Source organism: Paludisphaera mucosa (assembly GCF_029589435.1).
GTDB lineage: Bacteria > Planctomycetota > Planctomycetia > Isosphaerales > Isosphaeraceae > Paludisphaera > Paludisphaera mucosa.
In genome coordinates, this window is record NZ_JARRAG010000002.1 from 3,481,155 (window position 1) to 3,503,745 (window position 22,591).

14 protein-coding genes are annotated in these 22,591 nt (G+C 70.3%); 10 read left to right on the plus strand and 4 right to left on the minus strand.

Features of this window, described 5'->3' with window-relative positions; all coding sequences use genetic code 11:
- The first annotated feature begins 8 nt into the window (after nucleotides 1–8).
- On the plus strand, nucleotides 9–809 hold the full coding sequence (locus PZE19_RS23150) for a CDP-alcohol phosphatidyltransferase family protein (protein WP_277862969.1): 801 nt from the start codon (nucleotides 9–11) through the stop codon (nucleotides 807–809).
- Here PZE19_RS23150 and PZE19_RS23155 read toward each other — a convergent pair.
- Nucleotides 754–2,169: an MFS transporter gene (locus PZE19_RS23155; RefSeq protein WP_277862970.1), complete on the minus strand. Its 1,416-nt coding sequence runs from the start codon at nucleotides 2,167–2,169 to the stop codon at nucleotides 754–756. The two genes, PZE19_RS23150 and PZE19_RS23155, sit on opposite strands and share 56 nt — an antisense overlap.
- A gap of 452 nt (nucleotides 2,170–2,621) precedes the next feature.
- Here PZE19_RS23155 and PZE19_RS23160 point away from each other — a divergent pair, with 452 nt between their 5' ends.
- The 4 genes from PZE19_RS23160 (at nucleotide 2,622) to PZE19_RS23175 (ending at nucleotide 12,992) form a co-directional block, all read left to right on the plus strand.
- A complete protein-coding gene (locus PZE19_RS23160) occupies nucleotides 2,622–4,274 on the plus strand; it encodes an efflux RND transporter periplasmic adaptor subunit (RefSeq protein WP_277862971.1) in 1,653 nt (550 codons plus the stop codon).
- Between the two features lie 100 nt (nucleotides 4,275–4,374).
- On the plus strand, nucleotides 4,375–7,587 hold the full coding sequence (locus tag PZE19_RS23165) for an efflux RND transporter permease subunit (RefSeq protein WP_277862972.1): 3,213 nt from the start codon (nucleotides 4,375–4,377) through the stop codon (nucleotides 7,585–7,587).
- A 150-nt stretch (nucleotides 7,588–7,737) separates the two neighbouring features.
- On the plus strand, nucleotides 7,738–11,292 hold the full coding sequence (locus tag PZE19_RS23170; protein WP_277862973.1) for a WD40 repeat domain-containing serine/threonine protein kinase: 3,555 nt from the start codon (nucleotides 7,738–7,740) through the stop codon (nucleotides 11,290–11,292).
- Nucleotides 11,289–12,992, plus strand: coding sequence for a CRTAC1 family protein (locus PZE19_RS23175; protein WP_277862974.1), 1,704 nt, complete (start codon nucleotides 11,289–11,291; stop codon nucleotides 12,990–12,992). The genes PZE19_RS23170 and PZE19_RS23175 overlap by 4 nt, the downstream gene beginning before the upstream one ends.
- On the opposite strand, the gene PZE19_RS23180 is transcribed toward PZE19_RS23175, so the two are convergent.
- Nucleotides 12,946–13,221 (minus strand): helix-turn-helix domain-containing protein, encoded by a 276-nt coding sequence (locus tag PZE19_RS23180; RefSeq protein ID WP_277862975.1) that lies wholly within the window; start codon nucleotides 13,219–13,221, stop codon nucleotides 12,946–12,948. The two genes, PZE19_RS23175 and PZE19_RS23180, sit on opposite strands and share 47 nt — an antisense overlap.
- Before the next feature lie 479 nt (nucleotides 13,222–13,700).
- On the opposite strand from PZE19_RS23180, the gene PZE19_RS23185 reads away from it, so the two are divergent.
- The 4 genes from PZE19_RS23185 to PZE19_RS23200 all read left to right on the plus strand — a co-directional run bounded on the left by PZE19_RS23185 (nucleotide 13,701) and on the right by PZE19_RS23200 (nucleotide 18,198).
- A complete protein-coding gene (locus PZE19_RS23185; protein WP_277862976.1) occupies nucleotides 13,701–14,195 on the plus strand; it encodes a hypothetical protein in 495 nt (164 codons plus the stop codon).
- A 264-nt stretch (nucleotides 14,196–14,459) separates the two neighbouring features.
- Entirely contained in the window at nucleotides 14,460–14,696 is a 237-nt protein-coding gene (locus PZE19_RS23190) for a hypothetical protein (RefSeq protein WP_277862977.1), read from the plus strand.
- A 348-nt stretch (nucleotides 14,697–15,044) separates the two neighbouring features.
- Nucleotides 15,045–15,641 carry an RNA polymerase sigma factor gene (locus tag PZE19_RS23195; protein WP_277862978.1) on the plus strand — a complete coding sequence of 199 codons (597 nt, stop codon included), beginning with the start codon at nucleotides 15,045–15,047 and terminating at the stop codon, nucleotides 15,639–15,641.
- 1 nt (nucleotide 15,642) lies between these two features.
- Nucleotides 15,643–18,198, plus strand: a complete 2,556-nt coding sequence (locus PZE19_RS23200) for a serine/threonine-protein kinase (protein WP_277862979.1) — start codon at nucleotides 15,643–15,645, stop codon at nucleotides 18,196–18,198.
- A gap of 3 nt (nucleotides 18,199–18,201) precedes the next feature.
- Here PZE19_RS23200 and xerD read toward each other — a convergent pair whose 3' ends face one another.
- Nucleotides 18,202–19,140 (minus strand): site-specific tyrosine recombinase XerD, encoded by a 939-nt coding sequence (gene xerD / locus PZE19_RS23205; protein WP_277862980.1) that lies wholly within the window; start codon nucleotides 19,138–19,140, stop codon nucleotides 18,202–18,204.
- A gap of 239 nt (nucleotides 19,141–19,379) precedes the next feature.
- Between xerD and PZE19_RS23210 the strand changes: the two genes are divergently transcribed.
- Complete coding sequence (locus PZE19_RS23210; protein ID WP_277862981.1) at nucleotides 19,380–20,789, plus strand: spinster family MFS transporter; 1,410 nt, start codon at nucleotides 19,380–19,382, stop codon at nucleotides 20,787–20,789.
- Between the two features lie 3 nt (nucleotides 20,790–20,792).
- On the opposite strand, the gene PZE19_RS23215 is transcribed toward PZE19_RS23210, so the two are convergent.
- Nucleotides 20,793–22,532 (minus strand): serine/threonine protein kinase, encoded by a 1,740-nt coding sequence (locus tag PZE19_RS23215; protein ID WP_277862982.1) that lies wholly within the window; start codon nucleotides 22,530–22,532, stop codon nucleotides 20,793–20,795.
- Nucleotides 22,533–22,591 lie beyond the last annotated feature (59 nt).

Here is a 22,591-nt window from a genome sequence, read left to right on the forward strand (position 1 = left end):
TGCCGAAGATGGTCGAGACGCTGGAATCGCCGCCCGCCGCCGCCGTCCGCCCGGGCCCGATCCGCCGGTTCCTGGGCTGGTGCGTCCACGCCTATACCGCTTCGGGGCTGGCGATCGCCGCGGTGATCCTGGCGCTGCTGGTCGAGGGCGGACCGGACGCCTTCCGCTGGTCGTTCCTGCTGATGCTGGTCGCGGTGCTCGTCGACGCCTCCGACGGCACGTTCGCCCGCGCGGTGCGGATCAAGGAGGCCGTCCCCAGCTTCGACGGCCGCCGGCTCGACGACATCACCGACTTCCTGACCTACACGTTCCTGCCGCTGATGCTCGTCTGGCGCGCCGGGCTGATCCCGCCCGGGACCGAGGCCTGGCTGATCGCCCCGCTGCTGGCGAGCGCGTACGGCTTCTGCCAGGTCGACGTGAAGACGCCCGACGGCTACTTCCTGGGCTTCCCGTCGCTCTGGAACGTCGTCGCGTTCTACCTGTACGTGCTGCCGATCCCGCAGGCCGCGGCCCTGGGGATCCTGCTCTTCCTGGCCATCCTGACGTTCGTGCCCGTGAAGCACCTGTACCCGTCGCAGCCGGGGCCGCTGAACCGGTTCGCGACGATCACGGGGATCGTCTGGGGCGTGCTGATGGTCTGGCTGCTCTGGATCCTGCCCACCTCGGCCAGCCCGGAGTTCTCGACCGCGACGCGGGCGCTGGCGTACGTCTCGCTGATCTACCCGGCGTTCTACATGGCGGCGTCGTGGTACGTCACGCTCCAGGGCTGGCTGCGACCGCGACCGCCGGCCCCGTCGCCGTCTCCCTAAGCTCCCAATCGCGGGCCTGCTTCTGGCCCTCGTCGACGTCGACCATGGCCAGCAGGAAGCCGCCCACGAGGAAGAAGCCGATCACGCCCAGGATGGCCCCCCGGCTCGACCCCGAGGCGAAGTTGATGATGGCGAACATCGCCGGCCCCATGATCCCGGCGAACTTCTCGACGACCGCGAAGAAGCCGAAGAACTCGCCCGACTTCGACCGCGGGATCATGCTCGCGAAGAGCGACCGGGAGAGCGCCTGCGTGCCCCCCTGCACGACGCCGACGAGCACGGCCAGGATCAGGAAGTCCCGGCTGGTCTTCATCGAGTAGCCGATCACGCAGATGACCGTGTAGACCGCCAGGCCCAGGAGGATCGACCGCTTCACCCCGATCCTGCCGGCGAACGCGCCGAAGAGGAACGAGCAGGGGATGCCGACGAACTGGACCAGCATGATCGACGCGATCATCACGGTCCGGTCAATCCGCAGCTCCTCGCCGTAGATCGTGGCCATGCGGATGATGGTGCCGATCCCGTCGTTGTAGATCAGGAAGGCCACGAGCATCAGCAAGCCCTGACGGAAGCGGCGGATGTCGCGGGCCGTCTCGCCGAGGCGGCCGAGAGTGGCCCGCACCGGGTTCAAATGCGACCAGCGCTCGCCGCCGAAGGTGGGGGGCTCGGGGACGCGGCGAAAGAGCGGGATCGAGAAGACGAACCACCAGACCGCGACCGAGACGAACGCCAGCCGGGTCGGGAGCGTCGCCTGGGCCTCGGAGAGCCCCTCGCCCGAGGGGAGGCCGAACCAGCTCGGCTTCGTGATCCAGGCCAGGTTCAGTCCCAGCAGCAGGCCGCCGCCGATGTACCCCAGCGCGTAGCCGGACGTCGAGACCCGGTCGATCTCGTCGTCGCTTGCGATGTGAGGCAGCAGCGCGTCGTAGAAGACGAAGCTGGCGTTCGCGCCGATGTTCGCCAGGATGAAGAGGATCGAGGCCAGGATCCAGTCGCCCGTGTGGATGAAGTACATCGCGGCCGTCGCGAGCAGGCCGAGCCCCAGGAAGAGGCCGAGCAGCGGCTTCTTCCGCGCCGTGTGGTCGGCGTAGGCGCCCAGCAGGGGCGACATCAGGGCGACGATCACCATCCCGAGCGTCGTGACCGCGGCCAGGCGCCCCGAGGCGACCTTGGGCTCCTCGCCCGCGCACGCGACCTGGGAATAGTAGATGGGGAAGACGGCCGTGATGATGACGCACATCATCGCCGAATTGGCCCAATCATACATCGCCCAGGCGCGAAGCTCGGGCCGGTCCAGGCCGAGCCGTCTCAGCAGGCCCGGCCCGATCGATCCGCCCCGGGTCGCGTGGTCAACCTCGGCCATGTCCCTCGGTCCCCCTCCAACCTCTTGCCCGGTCGCCGCCCCGCCGCGCGTGAGGCCGCATCGCCCAGCTCCCCTTTCTATGCCGCTTCCGCCGCTTTGACCAGGGCATCTTGCCGGGGCGCACCTCCGGCAACCTTAAAAATGGATAACAAACCTAGATGTTGGTGGACAATCCCCTCGGTCCACGCGGATAGTTGTCACGGAGATGAATCCTGGGCCGTCGCCCCCGCGGCGACGACCGATGCCATGCGACCCGCCAGGCCCGAGGCGTGATCGAACGCCGGGACCCGGGCCGCCTACCTCGCTCTCACCGGAATTCCTCCATCCGGGCCGTCGTCCCGCGACCTTGGCGTCGCGGCGTCCCGCCCGCCGGATCCGTCGCACCGACGCTCTCTCCCTCGCGGCGCGACGACCACAGGCTGTACCAGGCCCACGAACCGCATCGAGGGAATATGTTACGACCGCTTCCGTCGCACTTGATGACGTACGCCAGGGCCGGATGGATCGTCGGGCTGGTCGCGGCCCTCGCCGTCGGCTTCGGGGCGTGGCACACGTGGGGCAAGTCGCATCCCGCCGAGCCGGGCCCCGACGCCGCGCGGGAGGCCGTCGCCGAGGCGCCGAAGCCCGCGGCCAAGGGCCCGCACGACCGGGTCGTCAGGATCTCCGCCGAGCAGCAGAAGCTCATCGGCGTCGAGGTCCAGCCGGTCAAGCTCGAGCCCGAGACGATCCTGGTCCGCGTCCCGGGGCGGATCGCCCCCGACGAGAACCGCTTCGCGTTCATCACGCCCCGGGCCCCGGGGATCGTGCGGAGCGTCGCAGTGCGGATCGGACAGGACGTCAAGGCCGGCGAGGTGCTGGCGACGATCGAGAGCGCCTCGGTGGGCCAGGCCCGGCTCGACCTGTTGATGAACCTGCAGTCGCTCGACGTCGCGCTGGCGCAGGCCCGCTGGCAGGAGACGATCCTCAAGAACACGCTGGAGTTGGTCGTCCGGCTCCGGGCCGAGGACACGCCCGAGGAGATCAACGCCAAGTTCGCCGACAAGCCGGTCGGCACGAACCGCGAGCGATTGATGACCGCCTACACGGCCCACCGCCTGGCCAAGGCCAACCTCGCCCGCAAGAACGACCTGTACGACCAGGAGATCATCCGGGGCCAGCTCATGGAGGAGAGCAAGGCCCGCTTCGACGCCGACCTCGCCGCCTACCAGACGCTCCTCGATCAGATGGGTTACGAGAGCAACCTGGCGAACGTCCGCGCCCAGCAGGCGCTGCGGCAGGCCGAGACCTCGGTGCTCGTCTCGCGCGAGAAGCTCCAGGTGCTGGGCGTCGACCCCGACGACGACGATTACATCCCCAAGACGCTGAAGCAGCAGAACATCACGGCCGAGGTGCCGGCCTCCAGGTCCAAGATCCCCGGCGAGAAGAGCGCCGTCACGGACGTCGCCGAGGCCATGTCGGTCGGGACCAAGGCCGCCGCCCCGAGCGACCCCAAGCCGCTGCCCGCGGAGCCCGCCAGCCTGTACAAGCTCAAGGCCCCCTTCGCCGGCACGATCCTCGACCGCGAGCTGGTCGTCCCGGGCGTTGCGGTCGACGTGACCCACCGGATCTTCACGCTGGCGAACCTGGACCAGGTCTGGGTCGAGGCCAACATCAACCCCGGCAACCTGCCGTACATCCAGGACGACGAGAACGTCTCGATCTCGTTCATGTCCGACGCCTACCCCGAGAAGCAGTTCAAGGCGCGGCTGCTCTACACCGGCGACCTCGTCGTCGAGAAGACCCAGACGGTGACCCTGCTGGCGCGGGCCGAGAACCCCGATCGGTTCCTCAAGCCGGGCATGTACATCGACGTGGCCCTCTCGGTGCGCTCGCAGGAGCAGGTCCCGTCGGTGCCCAGCGACGCCCTGCTCTCCGACGACGAGCGCTGGATCGCCTTCGTGCGGACCGGCCCCGAGTCGTTCGAGCTGCGCGAGGTCAAGACCCGCGGCCCCGGCGAGGAGCGGACGGCCGTCTTCTCCGGCCTCCGGCCCGGCGAGGACGTCGTGACCCGGGGCGCGTTCAAGCTCAAGGCCGAGTGGATCCGCATGGCGTCGACCGAGTCCTGACCGCGGCCGCCGGCCCGTCGACGGGCGGCTCGCGGCGGGCCTCGGCCCGGCCGCGGGCCGCATCCGCCCCCCCCCGCCCCCTCCAACCCCCCACGCGAATATGTTCGACCGCTTGATCGACTGGGCGCTGCGCAACCGCCCGATGGTCCTGTTGCTGCTCGTCGGGCTGGGGCTGTGGGGCGCGCGGTCGCTCGTGAAGCTGCCGATCGACGCGACGCCCGACATCACCAACGTCCAGGTGATGGCCCTGACCAGCTCGCCCGGGCTGGGCCCGGTCGAGGTCGAGCAGTTCATCACGATCCCGGTCGAGAACGCGATGAACGGGATCCCCCGGATCCAGGAGGTCCGCTCGTTCTCGCAGTTCGGCCTCTCGGGCGTGACGATCGTCTTCGAGGAGGGGACGGACATCTACTGGGCCCGCCAGCAGGTCGGCGAGCGGCTCGCGGTCGTCCGGTCGTCGATCCCCCCCGAATTCGGCCAGCCCGAGATGGGGCCGATCACGACGGGGCTCGGCGAGGTCTTCCAGTTCGAGGTCAAGAACGCCCCCGACGCGGCCCGCCCGCGCTCGCTGATGGAGCTGCGGACGATCCTCGACTGGGAGATCGCCCGGCCGCTCAAGAGCGTCCCCGGGGTGGTGGAGGTCAACGCGTTCGGCGGCGAGCTGAAGACCTACGAGGTCCGGCTCGACCCCGATCAGCTCCTGGCCCGCAACATCGCGGTCAACCGCGTCTTCGAGGCCATCCGCCAGAACAACAGCAACGCCGGCGGCGGCTACCTCGAACGCCTGGGCGAGCAGCGCGTGATCCGCGCGGTGGGGCTGGTGAGCAGCCTGGAGGACCTGTCGGAGATCGTGCTCGACACGACCCCGTCGGGGACGCCGGTGTACGTCCGCGACGTCGCCGAGGTCCGCTTCGCCCCCTTGATCCGCAACGGCGCCGTGACCCGCGACGGCGAGGGCGAGGCCGTCACCGCGACCGCCATGATGCTCGCCGGCGAGAACTCCCGCGCGGTCGTCGACCGGATCAAGGCGAAGCTCGACGAGATCCGCCCGCGGCTGCCCGAGGGGATCGTCGTCGAGCCCTTCTACGACCGCGCCGTGCTGATCACCCGCACGATCACGACCGTGGCGTCGAACCTGGCCGAGGGCGGCCTGCTCGTCGTGGCCGTGCTGCTGGCGATGCTCGGCAACCTGAAGGCGGGCCTGGTCGTCGCGCTGGCGATCCCGCTGTCGATGCTCTTCGCGATCAACATGATGGTCTACTACGGGATCGCCGGCAGCCTGATGAGCCTGGGCGCGATCGACTTCGGCCTGATCGTCGACAGTTCGGTCATCATGATGGAGAACTGCGTGAGCCACCTGGCCCACGCCGACAAGCGGCGTTCGGCCGTCGACGTGGTGCGCGAGGCGGCGTACGAAGTCCGCAAGCCGGTCGTCTTCGGCGTCGCGATCATCACGATCGTCCACCTGCCCCTGCTGGCGCTCGAGGGGGTCGAGGGCAAGATGTTCCGGCCGATGGCCCTGACCGTCGTCTTCGCCCTGATCGGCTCGCTGATCCTGAGCCTGACGGCGACGCCCGTGCTGGCCTCGCTGATTCTCAGGCCGGGGACGTCCGAGGTCGAGACCCCGCCGGTGCGACTCGGCAAGTGGATCTACCGGCCGTTCCTGCGGTTCGCCATCGACCACCCGGTCGTCGTCGTCGCCGTCTCGCTGCTGGCGTTCGCGGCCACCATGCCGGTGGCGATGAGCCTGGGGGGCGAGTTCATCCCCAAGCTCGACGAGGGGGACGTCCTCATCGTCGTCACCCGGCCCCCGAGCGCCTCGCTCACCGAGAGCCTCGAGGACTCGACGCGCATCGAGAAGGCGCTCCGCGAAGCGCTGCCGGACGCCATCGACTCGATCGTCTGCCGGACCGGCCGCCCCGAGATCGGCATCGACCCGGCGGGCGTCAACCAGACCGACGTCTTCGTCTACCTGAAGAAGCCGACGGAGACGTACGTCGACATGGCCCTCAAGCCGCTGCACCCCGTGCTGTCGCTGTTCCAGGGCGGCGACCACGGGCCGTCCAAGGCCGACCTGATCCGCAGGATGGAGAAGGTCTGCCGCGACGAGCTGCCCGGCGCCTTCTTCAACTTCGGCCAGCCGATCGAGGTCCGGTTCAACGAGATGCTGGCGGGCGTGCGCGCCGACGTGGGGATCGGGGTCTACGGCGACGACCTCGAGGTTCTCCAGGACAAGGTCAACGAGATCTCCGCGGCCATCAAGGACATCCCGGGGGCGGCCGACGTCCGCGCCCAGGTGCTCGGCGGCCTCCCCTTCCTCCGCATCCAGATCAACCGCGACGACATCGCCCGCTACGGGATCAACGCGTCGACGATCCTCGACGTCGTCTCGGCCCTGGGGGGCAGGGTGGTCGGCCAGGTGATCGAGGGCCAGCGCACGTTCGACCTCCAGGTGCGGTTCGACCCCACGGCCCGCGACGACGTCGACTCCATCAAGCGGCTCAAGATCGCCGACGCCAACGGCCGCATGATCCCCCTGTCCGAGCTGGCCGACTTCCGTATGGAGGACGGCGCGTACGAGATCTGGCGGAAGGACCGCCAGCGCCGGGCCATGGTCCAGGCCAACGTCCGCAACCGCGACCTGGCCACGTTCGTCGCCGACGCCCAGAAGCGCGTCGCCGAGCACGTCGAGATGCCCCGCGGCTACTTCCTGGAGTGGGGCGGGACCTTCCAGAACCTGCAGTCGGCCACCCAGCGGCTGACGATCGTGGTGCCGGTGGCGCTCGTCCTGATCTTCCTGCTGCTCTACGGCACGTTCCAGTCGGTCAAGCTCGGCCTGCTGATCTTCGTCTCCGTCCCGATGGGGGCGATGGGCGGGATCCTGGCCCTCTGGCTCCGCGAGATGAACCTGAGCATCTCGGCCGGGGTCGGCTTCATCGCGCTCTCGGGCGTCGCCGTGCTCGACGGCCTCGTCATCGTCTCGGCGATCCGCCAGCGGGTCGAGAGCGGCGTCCCGATGCGGCAGGCGGTCTCGGAGGCCTCCATGAGCCGGCTGAGGCCCGTCCTCATGACCGCGCTCGTGGCCAGCCTGGGGTTCATCCCGATGGCCTTCTCGACCGGCTCGGGGGCCGACGTCCAGCGGCCGCTGGCGACGGTCGTCATCGGCGGGCTGGTCACCAGCACGGGCCTCAAGCTCCTGTTCATCCCGGCCACCTACGCCTGGTTCGACCCGGGCCCCAGCCTCCCCGTCGCCGAGGCCGACCCCCTGCCCTCGGCCGAAGGCGGGCTCGAAGAGGAGGAGCACATGTCCTGATCCCGACTCCCCCCGCCGGGCGCGCCGGGCGGCCCCGGGAACGGGCGGACCGTCGCTTGTCGACGTCCATGCGCGGGTGATACACTACGGCCGACGGTCGTCTTTCGGGCCCCGCGCCCGGTCCCCGGCTCTCGGGATCTCCACACGGTCATGTCCACCACCGCGCCGCAGAACGAATCCGTCCGAAAGCGCCGCGCGGCCTGCGAGCGCCTCAAGGAGCGGATCCGGGAGCAGGGCTCCACGCGCGTCGAGGACCTTCTCGCCGAGGAGCCGGGCCTCGTCGACGACGACGACGCCCTGCTCGAGCTCATCCTCGCCGAGATGACGGCCCGCCGCGCGATGGGGGACGCCTGGTCGACCGCGGAGTGGGAGGAGCGGATCCGGGGCATGATCCCCGATCCGGGCCGGCGCGGGGCGCTCCAGAGCCTCCTGTCCACCGAGATGACGACGCTCTCCGAGTCGAACGGGGACGGGGCGCGTCCCGCCGCCGTCGTCCCCCGCGGCCGGATCGGCCGGTACCACATCCTCGAGGAGATCGGCCGCGGCGGCATGGGGGTGGTCTACAAGGCCCGCCAGCTCAACCCGGGCCGGATCGTGGCGATCAAGATGATCCTGGCGGGCGACCACGCCAACGTCCGCGAGCGGGCCCGCCTGCGCACCGAGGCCGAGGCCGCGGCCAAGCTCGCGCACCCCAACATCGTGCAGATCCTCGACGCCGACTATCACGAGGGGCTGCCGTTCCTGGTCATGGAGTTCGTCGACGGCGGCAACCTGTCCCAGATGCTCCGGTCCATGCCGCAGCCGATCCGCTGGTCGGCCCGCCTGATCGAGACCCTCGCCCGCGCGATCCATGCGGCGCACCGCTCGGGGATCGTCCATCGCGACCTCAACCCGACCAACATCCTGATGACCCAGGCCGGGGTGCCGAAGATCGGCGACTTCGGGCTCGCCAAGTTCCTGCTCACCGACGCCGGCGCCTCGCAGTCGGGCAAGCTGCTGGGCACCCCCTCTTACATGGCCCCCGAGCAGCTCTCCGACGGCAGCCTGAACGTCGGCGCGCAGACCGACGTCTACGCCCTCGGCGCGGTCCTCTACGAGATGCTCACCGGCACGCCCCCGTACCGCGGCCTGACGCCGATGGAGACGCTCTGCCAGGTCGCCGAGGGGGAGATCGTCCCCCCCTCCAAGCTGCGGCACGGCCTGCCCGAAGACCTGGAGACCATCTGCCTGAAATGCCTGGAGCGGAACGCCGCCGCCCGCTACGCCGACGCCCGGGCGCTGGCCGACGACCTCCGCCGCTTCCAGGACCGCGAGCCCATCCAGGCGCGACGCACCCCCCGCCTCCGGCGCGCGATGCAGTGGGCCAGCCGCGAGCCGCTGGCCGCCGCGTTCCTGAGCCTCAGCTTCCTGCTGCTGCTCACCCTGTTCATCGTCTCGGCGGTCTACAGCCTCTACATCCAGAGCTACAGCGAGGAGTCGAAGCGGGAGTTCGCGAATCACGAAGTGCAGCGGTACATGAACCGGATCTCCAAGAACAAGGCCGACACCGAGAGCGAGCAGGCGCGCCGAAACCGCTACGACCACCAGCTCGGCCGCATCCAGGACCACGTCCGGCGGGGCGAGTCCGAGGTGGCGATCGAGACGTTCGACGTCCTCAAGCGGACGCCGCCGGCGAAGCTCGGCTTCGAGTGGTACTACGTCGACCGCCTGGTCCACCGCTCGGCGCGGCTCCTGAGCGACGCCTCGGCGCACAAGGCTCCGGTCGGCCGGATCGCCGCGTCGGGCGACGGCAAGACCCTGGTCTCCGGCGACGTCGAAGGCAAGATCGTCGAGTGGGACGTCCCGTCGCGGTCGCCGACGACCGTCCTGACGATGGAGAGCCGGATCCCCGTGCGCGGGCTCGCCGTGGCCAGCGATCCCCGGGGCCGACCCTTGGCCTACGCGGCCGTCCACGTCGACGAGGAGTCGGCCGTCGTCCGCATCTGGGACGGGTGGGGCCGGCGGAACTCCTGGAGCTTCGGCGAGACGATGCGGGAAGTCGACGAGGTCGGCTTCGCCCGAGGCGGGACCCTGCTCGCGGTCCGTTGCGGCGACGACGGCCCGCTCCGACGCGCCCTCTTCTTCGCCGCCGACGGCGGGAAGTGGTTCGAGCTGGAGGACGACGAGCTTTCCGACACGACCTGCGCGGCCTTCTCGGCCGCGGCCGACGCGATGGCGATCGGCTGCGGCGACGGCTCCGTGGTGGTGCGGGGACGCGACGAAGGCCGGGACGCCGTCCTCCACCCTCCCGACCCCGCACGGCCCACGACCCTCGCCTTCTCGGAGGACGGCGACTTCCTGGCGACGGGCTGGGACGACGGCCGGCTCGTGGTCTGGGATCTCCGCGACGAGACGCCCGCGACCGTCCTGAGCTGCGTCGACGGCCCGCCGACCTACCTCTCGTTCTGCCTGGGCGGCCGGGGCCTCGTCGTCCTGGAAGGCCCGCGGACGCTGGTCGTGCGGGGCCTCCGGGGGGACGCCTCGCGACGCCCGCTCACGAAGTCGAGCCTGGCCCCGCTGCGCCTGGCGACCTCGCCCGACGGCCAGGCCCTCGTCGCGGGCTTCGAGACCGAGCCGGTCCAGATCTGGGACCTGGAGGAGCCGTCGGCCGCGCCACGGCGGGTCAGCGAGCTGCGGGCGCCGAGCTGCCTCCAGTTCTCGCCGGCGGGCGGGTCGCTCTTCCTGAATTTCGACCAGGACGCGATCTTCGTCTGGTCGAGGTCCCGGGCCCCGCACCCGCGGATGGAGCTGGCGGGCCACGCCGCCGAGGCCTGGTCCCTCGCGTTCTCGGCCGACGGCCGGACCCTCGCGACCGGCGGCGACGACCACCAGATCAAGCTCTGGGACGTCGAACGGGGGACCGAGCTGGCGGCGATCGAGGCCCACGAACAGACCGTCAGCGGCCTGGCGTTCTCGCCCTCCGGCGACCACCTCGCCAGCGTGGGATTGGACGGCGCTTGGAAGATCTGGCGCTTCCGCCGCGACGACCCCGGCGGCGGCGCCCGCCTCGAGCTCCTCCGGACGCTCCGGCCGGCCGGCCTCAGCCAGCTGCGCTGCGTGGCCTACTCGACCGACGGCGGCCGGATCGCCGCCTCGGGCCTGAAGCCCGACATCCTCCTCGACAGCGCCCCCGGATACGACCGGCCGATGACCATCCCCGACGCCCATACGGCGATGATCACGGCCCTGGCCTTCTCGCCGGGGCCGACGAGCCAGCTCGCCAGCGCGGGGTGCGATCGTCAGGTGCGGCTCTGGGATCCGCAGCTCGGGGACAACATCGACGCCAAGCGCGGCGACGGCGCGATGCTGGCCCTGGCGTCCTCGCCCGTCGACGACGCCTTCCGATCCCTGCTGGCGGCGAGCGGAGACCAGCGGCTGGTCTCCGTCCTGGACGCCAGCAATCGGAACTTCGGCGATCCCGTCCGCGGCCATCCGGCCTCGATCCGGTCGCTCGCCTTCTCGCACGACGGGCTGACCCTCGCCACCGGCTGCGACGACGGCGGGGTCCGCCTCTGCGACGTCCAGACCCGGCAGATCGTCCTGGGCCTCGAAGGCCATCACGCCCGGATCAACGCCGTGGCCTTCTCGCCGGACGACGAGACGCTGGCCTCTTGCAGCCATACCGGGGAGGTCTTCCTCTGGAAGTCCTCCGCCCCCTCCCCATGAGACGCGGATTCGCGGCGATCCTGCTGGCGACGGCCGTCGCGGCGGCCCATGCTCAGGCCCTACGCTTCGAGGACGTCGCGGCCGAGGCCGGGATCGCCTTCCGCTTCGACTCCGGGTCGCGAGGCCGGCACGACCTTCCCGAGATCATGGGGGGCGGCCTCGCCCTGTTCGACGCCGACGGCGACGGGCTCCTCGACGTCTACCTCTGCAACGGCGGCCCCGTCGCGGCCGGCGCGGGCGGCGACGATCCGCCCTGCCGACTCTACCGGAACCTCGGCGGCCTGCGATTCGAGGACCGGACCGCGACCGCCGCCGCGCCGGGCCCCGGATACGCGATGGGGGCCGCGGCCGGCGACTTCGACGGCGACGGCCGAGTCGACCTCTTCGTATCGGGCTGGCGCGGCCAGCGGCTCTATCGGAACCTCGGCGGCTGCCGATTCGCCGACGTCACGGACGCCGCCGGCCTCGGCTCGAAGGGCTGGACGACCGGCGCCGCCTGGGCCGACCTCGACGGCGACGGCGACCTCGACCTCTACGTCGCCGCCTACGTCGACTACGACGCCGATTCCGCCCCCTACTGCGCCGCACCCGACGGCCGCCGCGACTTCTGCGCGCCCGAGGACTTCGAGGCCCAGCCCCACCGGCTCTACCGCAACGACGGCGGGGTCTTCACGGACGTGGCGGGCGAGGCGGGGCTCCCGCGTCGTCGGGAGCGAGGGCTCGGGGTCCTGATCGCCGACTTCGACGGCGACCGCCGGCCCGACGTCTACGTCGCCAACGACGGCGGACGCTGCTGGCTGCTGGCGAATCGCGGGGGGATGCGGTTCGAGGACGTCGCCGAGGAGGCCGGGGCCGCCCGCGACGGCCGCGGCCGGGCGCTGGCGGGCATGGGCGTCGCCTTCGCGGACCTCGACGGCGACGGGCTCCCCGACCTGGCCGTCACCAACTTCCATCGCCGCTCGACGGTCGCCTTCCGGGCGGTCGACGGCCTGGGCGGGTTCCAGGACGATTCGGAGCGGCTCGGCCTGGCGGGGGCCACGCGCGAGGTGCTCGGCTTCGGGATCGTCGCCGCCGATTTCGACGCCGACGGCCGGGTCGACCTGCTCCAGGCCGACGGCCACGTGCTCGATCGGGCCCGCCTGGGCGTCCCGTTCGCCATGCCGCCGATCCTGCTGCGGGGTCGCGACGGGGGCTTCGACGACGCCTCCCGAGGGGCCGGGCCCTGGTTCGCACGGCCCGCGCTGGGGCGGGGGCTGGCCGTGGGCGACGTCGACGACGACGGCCGGCTCGACGTCGCGGCGGCCGCCCTCGACGCCCCGTTCGCCCTCTTGCACAACCGGACCGATGCGGGTCCCGCGATCCGCGTGGACCTCGTCGACCGCCGCGGACTCCCCGCGATCGGGGCCCGCGTCCGGGCGCGAATCGGGGGCCGGACCATCGCCCAGGACCTGATCGGCGGCGGCAGCTACCTCTCGTCCTCGCCGCCCCGGCTGATCTTCGGCCTCGGCGCGGCGACGGCGATCGACGTTCTGGAAGTCTCCTGGCCGTGGGGCGCGCTGGAGACGTGGCGGGACCTGCGGCCGGGCGAGCCGGCCCTCGTGGTCGAGGGCTCCGCGCCGCCCCGACCGCCCGACGAGCCCGCGGCGGCCGGCGCTAGGCCGGGCCCCGAGGCGGCGAGAATTTCGGCCCGTCGCCCGTGAGCAGCCAGTGGGGGCTCGTGCCGGTCACTTCGAGGAACCGGAGCATCGCCTGCGCCGGCATGCTCGCCCCGGATTCGTAGCGGACCCAGTTGCGATAGGGGATCTCGAGCGCCGACGCCAGCATGGGCCCGCCGTGCTCACCGTAAAGCTCCATCCGGATCTCGCGAACGCGGCCGGACAGATCGTGCTTGATCACATCCCAATCGGGCTGCCATTCGATGTCGCCCATCTCGACCATCCCGACCAAAGTGATGCGGGCCCGTGGTTCGTAGTCCGCCCGCGGGGAGCCCGAGCCCGACGGCCCGGCGAGCGGGTTGTTTCCAGAGATGAAGTCTGTGCGGACTTGCATCGTACCAGGCGATCGCACGCCGGTTGAGGGGCGCGCGTCCGTCCTCTCCGGGATTTCTCGCCCGACTCCGAATCGGCGGCGCGGCGAGCCGGAGGCCCCTTGACGATTTTTTCGCGGGCCGGCGTTTTTCCATGACGTCGTCGGCGAGGAATCTCGGTGACTCCTCATGTCGGGCGGAGGCGGACGATCCCGCGAACGCCTCGGTCCCGACGAAACGACCTCGAATCCGATCGTTGGAATCAGGGGTGTCTACCGTGGCTCTCGCTTCACAACACGAACTTGATCATCTGGCCTCGCGGATCCGCCTGGCGTACCAACGCCGCGGTGCCCGCTGGAACGCAGGATGCTCGACGTCGCGCGTGTGGTCGGCGGCCGCGATGATCCTCTGGCAGTGCCGCATGGACGACCCGGAAGTCCCGGTCGACCCCGAGCTGTACGTCGCCTCGCAGCGGGTCGACCGCGACGCCCCCGACCCCTGGGCCGACGTGGCCTCTCCGCAGGCCGCGGAACGGTATCGGAAACGGATCCAGCGGATCGTCCGCCAGCTCCGCTCCGAGCTGAACCACGAGATCCGGCTCGCCGAGGGCATGATCCTCCGGGGCCGGCCGCTCGGCGACGTGCTCGGCTCCCGCAATTCGCGAATCTCCCCGTTGAGCCGCTACATCGTGGCCCAGCGAGCCCTGAGGCGCGACCTCGCCGACCACTGGAGCCGCGGGGCCGCGGCCCAGCATCAGAGCTGCCCGCTCTATCGAAACGCAAGCCTCTCCTTCCTTTCCGCCGATGAGTATCCGACCGATCCTGAGCCTGCCGAGTCGTTGCACTCCGGCCGGTCAAGCTCGGATTCACTCAACTAAGCAATCGGGGCAGCCCCGCGAAATGCTTCGATCCGGCCAGGGACGGCCGGGGTCGATCGTACGTCGCATGTATGGATTTGAGCTACGAGATTCGCGACAACGAGAAGAGGGCGGCGACGTCGCCGCCCCGTTCGACGGCGCCGTCGATCCCGATCGGGTCCCCACCTGCGCTCAACCAGCCCGGCCTTTCGATTCTCAGACGCTTAATCAAACATACCAAACCCGTTTTCAACAGCTCTCAAGCTTAATCAAGGGAGTCCAGCCATGCGCACGCGCCACGCTTTCCGCCCCTCCATGGAATCCATGCCCCGCCTCGACCTGCCCAGCACCATCGTGGTGGTCGACCCCCTCGCCCCGGTCATGATCCCCTCGCAGCCGACCCCGGTCCACGTCCAGCCCACCGATCCCGTCCCCATCCCCAGCCCCGGCCCTTACGACGTCCCCTACGTCGGCGTCGATCCGTCCCAGCCCATCCACACCGATGTCAACCTCACCGCCTGACCCGCCCTCTCAAAAGTCAACCGCGCCATATCAAGCAAATTCCGCCCTCCCGTTCATCGGGATGTTGCGAGGGATCAACGTCCGCCGCGAGGAAGGTGAGCCTATTGTTACATTGCCGGACTTAATTCGCCGCTGAGGGTGCTTTAACCAACCCGGACGGGTCGCTCCTTGAAATTTGGGGAGGTCGAGGGGGTCGAATCCCGCAGCAATCCCTTCCATAGCCCGTGGATGGCGGTACAATGATGGCATTATCGGGGAGTTCCCCGAGGCTCGACCATCCACACCACCATAGCCGTTCGCCGTGGGCGACCGTCATTGCTTCCCTAATCAAGAAGCAGGGGGCCGGTTATGACGCCGTTGTCGAATCGCGGGATCGACGACGTTCTGACGAAGACTCTCAAAGAAGCTCAAGATGGCGATCAGGTGGCCTGGGAGAAACTCTTCCGAGAGTATTATCCCAAGGTCCGCCGGGTGGTGCGCCGGAAGCTCGACCGGTCGATGCGGTCGGTCTACGACTCGACCGATTTCGCCAGCGACGTGATGAAGAGCCTGGCGGCGAACCTGAGCCAGCTCGACTTCCCTTCTTCGGAACACCTGGTCGCCTTCCTGGCGCAGGTCGCCGAGCAGAAGGTGATCGACGAGTATCGTCGCCGGCGGACGCTCAAGCGGGACGTGACGCGGGAGCGGCCGATCGACGGCGGCGCGTCGGAGTCCGTCCAGGTCCAGATCGCCTCCGACCTGCCGACGCCGAGCCAGTTCGCCCAGGCGAACGAGGCCGAGGAGAAGCTCCTGGAGGAGCGCACCGAGATCGAGCGGCGGATCATCCGCCTGCGTCAGGAAGGCCACGACAACAACGACATCGCCGACCAGACCGGCTGGAACATCCGCAAGGTCCAACGCTTCCTGAAGAACCTGCACGACTCGATCCGCGGCGAGGCTCGGTGACATGGACTTCGCCGACTCGGGGGGCCTGGACCAGGACGGCGTCGAGCGGGTCGACGGCGAGATCGCACGGTTCGAGCAGGCCGCGGCGGCGAATCGCGAGCTGGTGCTGCGGCTATATTGGGCCGAGCGGCTGAGGGACGGCCCGCCGCTCTCCGTCGTCGAGCGATCCGCCTGCCTGGCCGGCCTGGTCAAGGCCGACCTGCGGCGCCGCTTCGACCTCGGCGAGGCCCCGGCCGTGTGGGAATATCTCGAAGAGATCCCCCAGCTCCGCGAGGCCGACGCCCGGATGCTGAGCCTCGTCTACGAGGAATTCTGCCTCCGCGAGGAGCACGGCGACGCGCCCGACGTCGAGTCGTTCTGCGACCGCTACCCGGCGTGGAAGGATTCGTTGATCTCGCAGCTCGGCTATCACCGGATCCTGAGCAAGGCGGCGGGGCTGGTGCCGCCCAAGCCCAAGTTCCCGGAAGTGGGCGAGCGTTTCGAGGAGTTCTCGCTCCTGGCCCTGATCGGCAAGGGGGGCTACTCGCGAGTCTACCTCTCCAGCGACCGCTCGCTGGGGGGTAAGCGCGTGGTGCTGAAGATCTCGGGCGACCGCGGCCAGGAAGCCGAGACCCAGGGGGCGCTCGACCATCCCCACATCGTCCCCGTCAATTCGGTGGTCTACCAGCCCGACCGCGGCCTCCGGGGCCTCTCGATGCCCTACCGTCCCGGCCTCCCGCTCGACGACGTGATCCGCCGCGTCCGCCGGCTCGAGCCCCGGCCCTCGTCGGCCCGCACGCTCTGGGACGCCCTCGTGGAGGGAATCGAGGGGGGCGACGCCGTGCTGGACGAGGAATTCGCCGCCGCCCTGCGGGCGGGCCCCACGAGCGACGGCTGGCGCGGCTTCCCCCTGCGCGGCACGTTCGCCCAGGGGGCGGCCTGGATCGCGCTGGTCGTCGCACGGGCCCTCGCCTACGCCCACGACCGCCGCACCTACCACCGCGACGTGAAACCCGGCAACGTCCTGCTCACCATCCAGCACGGGCCGCAGCTGCTGGACTTCAACCTCGCCCAGTCGCCCCACGCCCCTCGCGAGGCCCAATCGGCGATCCAGGGGGGCACTCTCCCTTACATGGCGCCCGAGCAGATCGAGGCCTTCCTCAACCCCGAGCGCTGGGGAAGCGTCGGCGCCTCGGCCGACATCTACTCGCTGGGCTTGATGCTCCGCGAGCTGCTCACCGGCCAGGCCCTCGACGTCCCCGATTCGAAGCTGCCGCCGGCCCGGGCGCTTCGAGAGCTGCTGGACCGCCGCCTGGTCCTCCCCGCGGACGTGCGCGGCCACGACGCCCGGACGCCCCACGCCCTGGAGGCGATCGTCCGGAAGTGCCTGCGCCACGACCCCGCGGATCGCTACGCGAGCGGAAAAGACCTCGCCGAGGACCTGGAGCGATTCCTCCAGCGGCGACCGATGGTCCACAACGCCAACCCCTCGCGATCCGAGCGGGTGCGCGACTGGGGCGTCCGCAACCGCCGCGTGCTCGCGGCCAACGCCTTCTACCTCCTGGTCCTCGCCCTGCTCTCCCCGCTCGTGATCCGCCAGGTCACCGCGATGCTCCAGCCCGAGGCGAAGCGTCGGCCGGAGTTCCACAATGCGGTCCAGATGGTGGATTCCGGCCGGTACCCCGAGGCGATCGCCCTGCTCACGAATCTCGTCGAGGAAGATCCTGCGGCCCCGCTCTACCGGTTCTACCTGGGCTTCGCGCACTCCGAGATCGACAGCCGCCCCCAGACGGCCGCGGAGATCTACTACTCCGACGCGATGAAGCAGCCCGGCGCCGAGGCCGAGCTGCTCGACTGGGCCAAGGGGAATGAGCAACTCGCCAAGCACCTTCGCCGCCTGGGACAGCACTTCCTCAACGAGACGACCTCGAACAAAAATCGGGGGACCGAGGCGGGCGAGGCCGCGTTCCAGCGGGCGATGGAGCTGTCCGTCCACGCGTTCTCCACCGCCGTGACCCTCGACCCGTCGTCGCGCGAGACGATCTACGGCCTGGCGACGACCGAGGAGTTCAAGAAGAATTACGACGTCGCGCACGGGTTGCTGACGAAGATGCTGGAGAAGGCGCAACCGTCGACCGACCCCGCCCACGCGAACGACCCCACGAGATGGCGTCTCCAACGCTCGCGCGTCGCCGTCATGCTGGCCAAGAGCCTGGCGGGATCCCCCGATTCGAAGTCCATGGAACAGTCCGCCTCCTGGGCCGACAAGGCGCTCGGCGACCTGGACGTCTGCCAGTCGTCGACGCCGACGTTCCTGAAACCGCTCTATTACGGCCTGCGCACCGAGGTCGTTCTGACGCTCGGGGAGTTCCACCTGCGGGATGGGGCCGCCGACCTCCTTGCGGCCGATTGCAGCGACGCCAAGGCGGCGATGGATGCCTGGTTCTTGCTGACCCGGTCGAACGGCGACGAGATCCCCAAGGATGTCGAGGACCGCTATCGGCGGCGACTCCGCATCCTCCAGGACGCCGCGGAGAGCGGCCCGCGCCGGGTCCGGACCTCCGCCGGCCGGGAGTAGGGTTCAGGAGGAGGCGGCCTCGGGCGCGGATCGGGGATGGAACCGGGCGTGCACCTGGCGGAGCCGGCTCAGCTCGACGCGGGTGTAGATCTGCGTGGTCGCGATCGAGGCGTGCCCGAGCATCTCCTGCACGGCGCGAAGGTCGGCGCCGCCGGCCAGCAGGTGGGTCGCGAAGCTGTGCCGCAAGGTGTGGGGGCTGACGTCCCCCTGCAGCCCTGCCGCCGCCGCATGCTGCTTGACGATCCGCCAGAGGCCGACCCGCGAGAGCGGCCGGCCGGCCCGCGTCACGAAGACGGTGGCGGTGTCGGGATGACGCGCCGTGAGCGCCGGCCGGTCGGTCCTGAGGTAGGTGACGAGGGCCTCGCGGGCCCGCGAGCCCATGGGCACCCAGCGCTCCTTGTTCCCCTTGCCGATGCACCGCGCCAGCCCGCCTTCCAGGTCGAGGTCGCCGGGTCGGAGGCCGACGACTTCCGAGGCGCGGCAGCCCGTGGCGTAGAGCGTCTCCAGCGCCGCCCGATCGCGTCGCCCCAGGCGGGTGTCCGCGGCGGGGGACGACAGCAGCCGGTCGACGGCCGCGGGCCCCAGCACCACGGGCAGCCGGTCCCAGACCGCCGGGGCGGTCAGCAGCTTGGCGACGTTGTCCGTGAGCTTCCCTTCCAGCACCAGGTAGCGGAAGAACGTGGAGAGGCTCGCCAGGTGGCGGGCCACGCTGCTGGGGGCCAGGCCCGACGTCACCAGCAGGTCGACGTAGCCCCGCAAGGTCGCGACGTCGAGGTCGGCGACCGGCCCCTGGGCGTGATCCCGGCGCCAGCCGAGGAATCGCATCAGGTCCGACCGGTAGGCGGCCAGCGTGTGGGGCGATACGCCGCATTCGGCCATCAGGTAATGCAGGAAGGGGCCGACCGGATCCTGGCTCCGTCCCGGGCGATACGGGGGTTTCACGGCGGGCTCCCCAGCGTTCGAGGTGAAGACCGACTCCGATGGCGAGGCATTTGCAACCGGGCAGGGCTCGCGATCCCCGCTCCCCTGGGATCGGCGTTCGGCGGGTCGCGACTTCACGGAGCCCGAGCGGGGTCGGGGCGGACCGGGGCGTCGCGTCGGTCTCGTCAGGCGGGGGGGCGGCCGGGTATAACACAAGACCGACTCCCGCGCGTTTTTCTCCGACGAGGCCCTCTTTGAAGATGTCGTCCCCTGCACCCGGCCCGGCCGACGCCGCGTCCCCGCCCCGCCGCAGCCTCCCCACGATCGGCGGCCCCTATTTCGCCCTCGCGGTGCTGTTCGGCATGAACCTGCTGAACTACATCGATCGCTACTCGTTCTTCGCGGTCGGCGTGCAGATCAAGGAAGCGTTCCAGATCGACGACTTCTGGTACAGCATCCTGGGCGTCGCCTTCATGGTGGTCTACACGGTCGTCTCGCCGCTCATGGGCTGGCTGGGCGACCGCTACGACCGCAGGCGGCTGCTCGCGGGGGGCGTCGCGTTGTGGAGCTTCGCGACGGTCGGCTCGGCCTTCTCGTTCGACTTCCACCACATGTTCTTCTGGCGCTCGCTGCTCGGCGTCGGCGAGGCCAGTTACGGCGTCATCGCCCCGACCTTGATCGCCGACCTCTTCCCGGTCGAGAAGCGGGGGCGGGCGATGGGGGTCTACTACCTCGCCCTGCCGCTGGGCGGAGCGCTCGGCTACGCCCTCGGCGGATGGATCGGCGACCACTGGGGCTGGTCGCGGGCCTTCCTGGTCGTCGGGCTCCCCGGGCTCCTGTTCGCGGTGGCCGGGCTGCTCATCCACGACCCCGGGCGCGGGGCGTCGGAGGGGGTCCGACACGCGGGCAAGGCGGACCGACCCAAGATGGGGGATTACGTCAAGCTGTTCGGCATCCCGACGTACGTCCTCAACACGATCGGGATGGCGGCCGTGACGTTCGCCACCGGCGCCTACGCCGTCCACGGCGCGAACTTCTTCCAGACCGTGCGCGGGATGTCGATGACCAAGGCGACCACCTCGATCGGCATCCTGTCGGCCCTGGCCGGGCTGCTGGGGATCGCCCTGGGTTCGGGGCTGGCCGACTACACGACGCGATTCACCCGCCGCGCCTACCTCTTGCTGGCGGCCGTCGTGACGGCCGGGGCCGTCCCGCTGGGGCTCCTCGCGATCCTGGAGAAGGACGTCGCGATCTCGCTCGGCTTCCTGTTCGGGGCGATGCTCCTCCTGTCGATGGTCCTGGGTCCCTGCAACACGGTGATCGCCAACGTGGTCCCGGCGAACAAGCGGGCTTCGGGCTACGCCCTGTACATCTTCCTGATCCACGTCTTCGGCGACATCAGCTCGCCGGTGATCCTGGGCTGGATCTCGACGCAATTCGGCCGGCCGGAGGTGGAGGCGTCGTGGCTCGGCCGCTTCTTCAGCTCGCTGGGCGCCACGCCGGTCGGCGACGAGAACCTGACCGTGGCGATGCTCGTCGTCGCGCCGGTCCTGGCCATCGGCGCGTTTTTCTTCCTGCTCGGCTCGCGCTACCTCCCCGAGGACCAGCAACGCGTCAGCGACGCCGCGACGGCCGGCGCGAAGAACACCCTGACGGTGTCCTACCACTGATCGTCATCCCGCCCGGGACGGCGGCTCCGGCTCCTCGCCGATCGTGTTGAGCGGGTCGGGGGGCCCGGCGGAGAGCGCCGTCGGATCGTCGACGCCCGGGAAGTCGAGGACGTCGAGCGAGGGGAGGACGTCGACCCGCGGCCCCTCGACGGGAGCCGCTTCGGTCCCGGGCGCGATCGGCTCATGCTCCATCCACCAGGCCTCGGCGCGGTCGGCCGACCAGCCGTCGGCGTCGCGGCACCCGCCGAGCGCGCGCGACAGGTCGCTCGCGCTCGCGTAGCGGTCGCCGGGGTCCTTCTCCAGGCATCGCAGGACGACCGCCTCCAGGTCGAACGGGACGTCCGGGTTGTGCTCGGTCATCAGCTCGACGAGGTCGTTGGCGTGCGCCATCATGACCGAGATGGCGTCCGGGCCCAGGAAGGGCGGCCGGCCGGTGAGCAGGAAGTAGGCGACGGCCCCCAGGCTGTAGACGTCCACCCGGCCGTCGGGGACCCTATTCTTGAGGATCATCTCCGGGGCCATGTAGAGGGGCGACCCGGTCACGATCCCTTCGAGCGTCAGGTGCGGCGAGCTCTCGTCGCCCACCGATTTCACCAGGCCGAAATCGAGCACCTTCGCCACGTCGTAGCGGGCCCCCCGCAGGGCCGCGAAGACGTTGGGCGGCTTCAGGTCGCGATGGATCAGGCCCGCCAGGTGCGCCTCGCGGAGGGCCTCGCAGACCTGGCGCAGCAGGTAGATGACCCGCCCCGCCGGCATCGGCCCATGGCGGTCGACCACCTCTTGCAGGCTCAGGCCGGGGAGGTATTCCATCACGTAATAGAACTCGCCGTCCTCGGTCCGGCCGTAGTCGTAGACCTCGACGGTGTTCCAGTGCGAGAGCCGGGCGGTCGCGCGGACCTCGAGCTCGAACCGGGCGCGGGAGGTCTCGCTGCCGGTGAGCTTGGGCGCGATGAGTTTCATCGCGCAGGGCCGCTTGAGCAGGCGATGCTCGGCGAGATAGACCTCGCCCATCCCGCCGGCGCCCAGCTTCCGCCCCAGCCGATACTGGTTCAGCTCGCGCTGGCGGACGACCTCGCGTCGATAGCCGTTGATGGTGCTGACCCCGAACACCGACGTCGCGACCGCCGTGGCCAGCAGCACCAGATGCTCGCCGAGGTTCTCGAACGTCATCGCCGGCTCGGCGCCCACGAGGCTGCGGAACTCGGGCATGACGGCGAGGAGCAGCCCCGTCGCGGCCAGCGGGGAGAGCGCCATCACCGCGATCATCCCCAGCGCCCGCCGCCAGTCGTTGGGGATGAAGATCGCGTAGGTGAAGATCAGCGCCGTCACGTACGCCAGGTCGCTCTTGAAGAAGCTCGCGACCCGCCAGACGTCGACGTCGGGATCGAGCACGCCCAGCCGCATCGCCGTGAACAGGTCGCAGGCCGTATACGCGGCGATCCCCCCGAAGACCACGATCTCCATCCATCGCAGCCGGCGGACCGAAGGCCGGACGGGGGCGTTGAGATAGCCCATCATCAGCATCAGGAGACCGCCCACCAGCACCTGACAGCCGACGGTCAAGGTGCGCCGGGTCGGGGCCAGCGAACCCTGGATCAGGAAGACCAGGAAGGCCGAGGTCAGGACGATCAGGCAGGACCGCAGCCGGTCGTGGAGCAGGTCGCGAAGCTCGGCCTCGGCCGTCGCCGCGTCGGCGGCGACGACCCGATTTCCAGGCGCGAAGCTGTCGGGCGCATCGTGCACGCGGAGGCCTCCGGGAACGGGCGGACTGCGGTTCCGGCGGGGCGTCCGACGAATCGCGG

Coding starts and splice junctions, on each gene's coding strand:
- PZE19_RS23155 (WP_277862970.1), bottom strand. CDS start 2,169: ATGGCCGAGGTTGACCACGCGACCCGGGGCGGATCGATCGGGCCGGGC.
- PZE19_RS23195 (WP_277862978.1), top strand. CDS start 15,045: ATGACGCCGTTGTCGAATCGCGGGATCGACGACGTTCTGACGAAGACT.
- PZE19_RS23150 (WP_277862969.1), top strand. CDS start 9: ATGGTCGAGACGCTGGAATCGCCGCCCGCCGCCGCCGTCCGCCCGGGC.
- PZE19_RS23210 (WP_277862981.1), top strand. CDS start 19,380: ATGTCGTCCCCTGCACCCGGCCCGGCCGACGCCGCGTCCCCGCCCCGC.
- PZE19_RS23170 (WP_277862973.1), top strand. CDS start 7,738: ATGTCCACCACCGCGCCGCAGAACGAATCCGTCCGAAAGCGCCGCGCG.
- PZE19_RS23175 (WP_277862974.1), top strand. CDS start 11,289: ATGAGACGCGGATTCGCGGCGATCCTGCTGGCGACGGCCGTCGCGGCG.
- PZE19_RS23180 (WP_277862975.1), bottom strand. CDS start 13,221: ATGGGCGACATCGAATGGCAGCCCGATTGGGATGTGATCAAGCACGAT.
- PZE19_RS23200 (WP_277862979.1), top strand. CDS start 15,643: ATGGACTTCGCCGACTCGGGGGGCCTGGACCAGGACGGCGTCGAGCGG.
- PZE19_RS23160 (WP_277862971.1), top strand. CDS start 2,622: ATGTTACGACCGCTTCCGTCGCACTTGATGACGTACGCCAGGGCCGGA.
- PZE19_RS23190 (WP_277862977.1), top strand. CDS start 14,460: ATGCGCACGCGCCACGCTTTCCGCCCCTCCATGGAATCCATGCCCCGC.
- PZE19_RS23165 (WP_277862972.1), top strand. CDS start 4,375: ATGTTCGACCGCTTGATCGACTGGGCGCTGCGCAACCGCCCGATGGTC.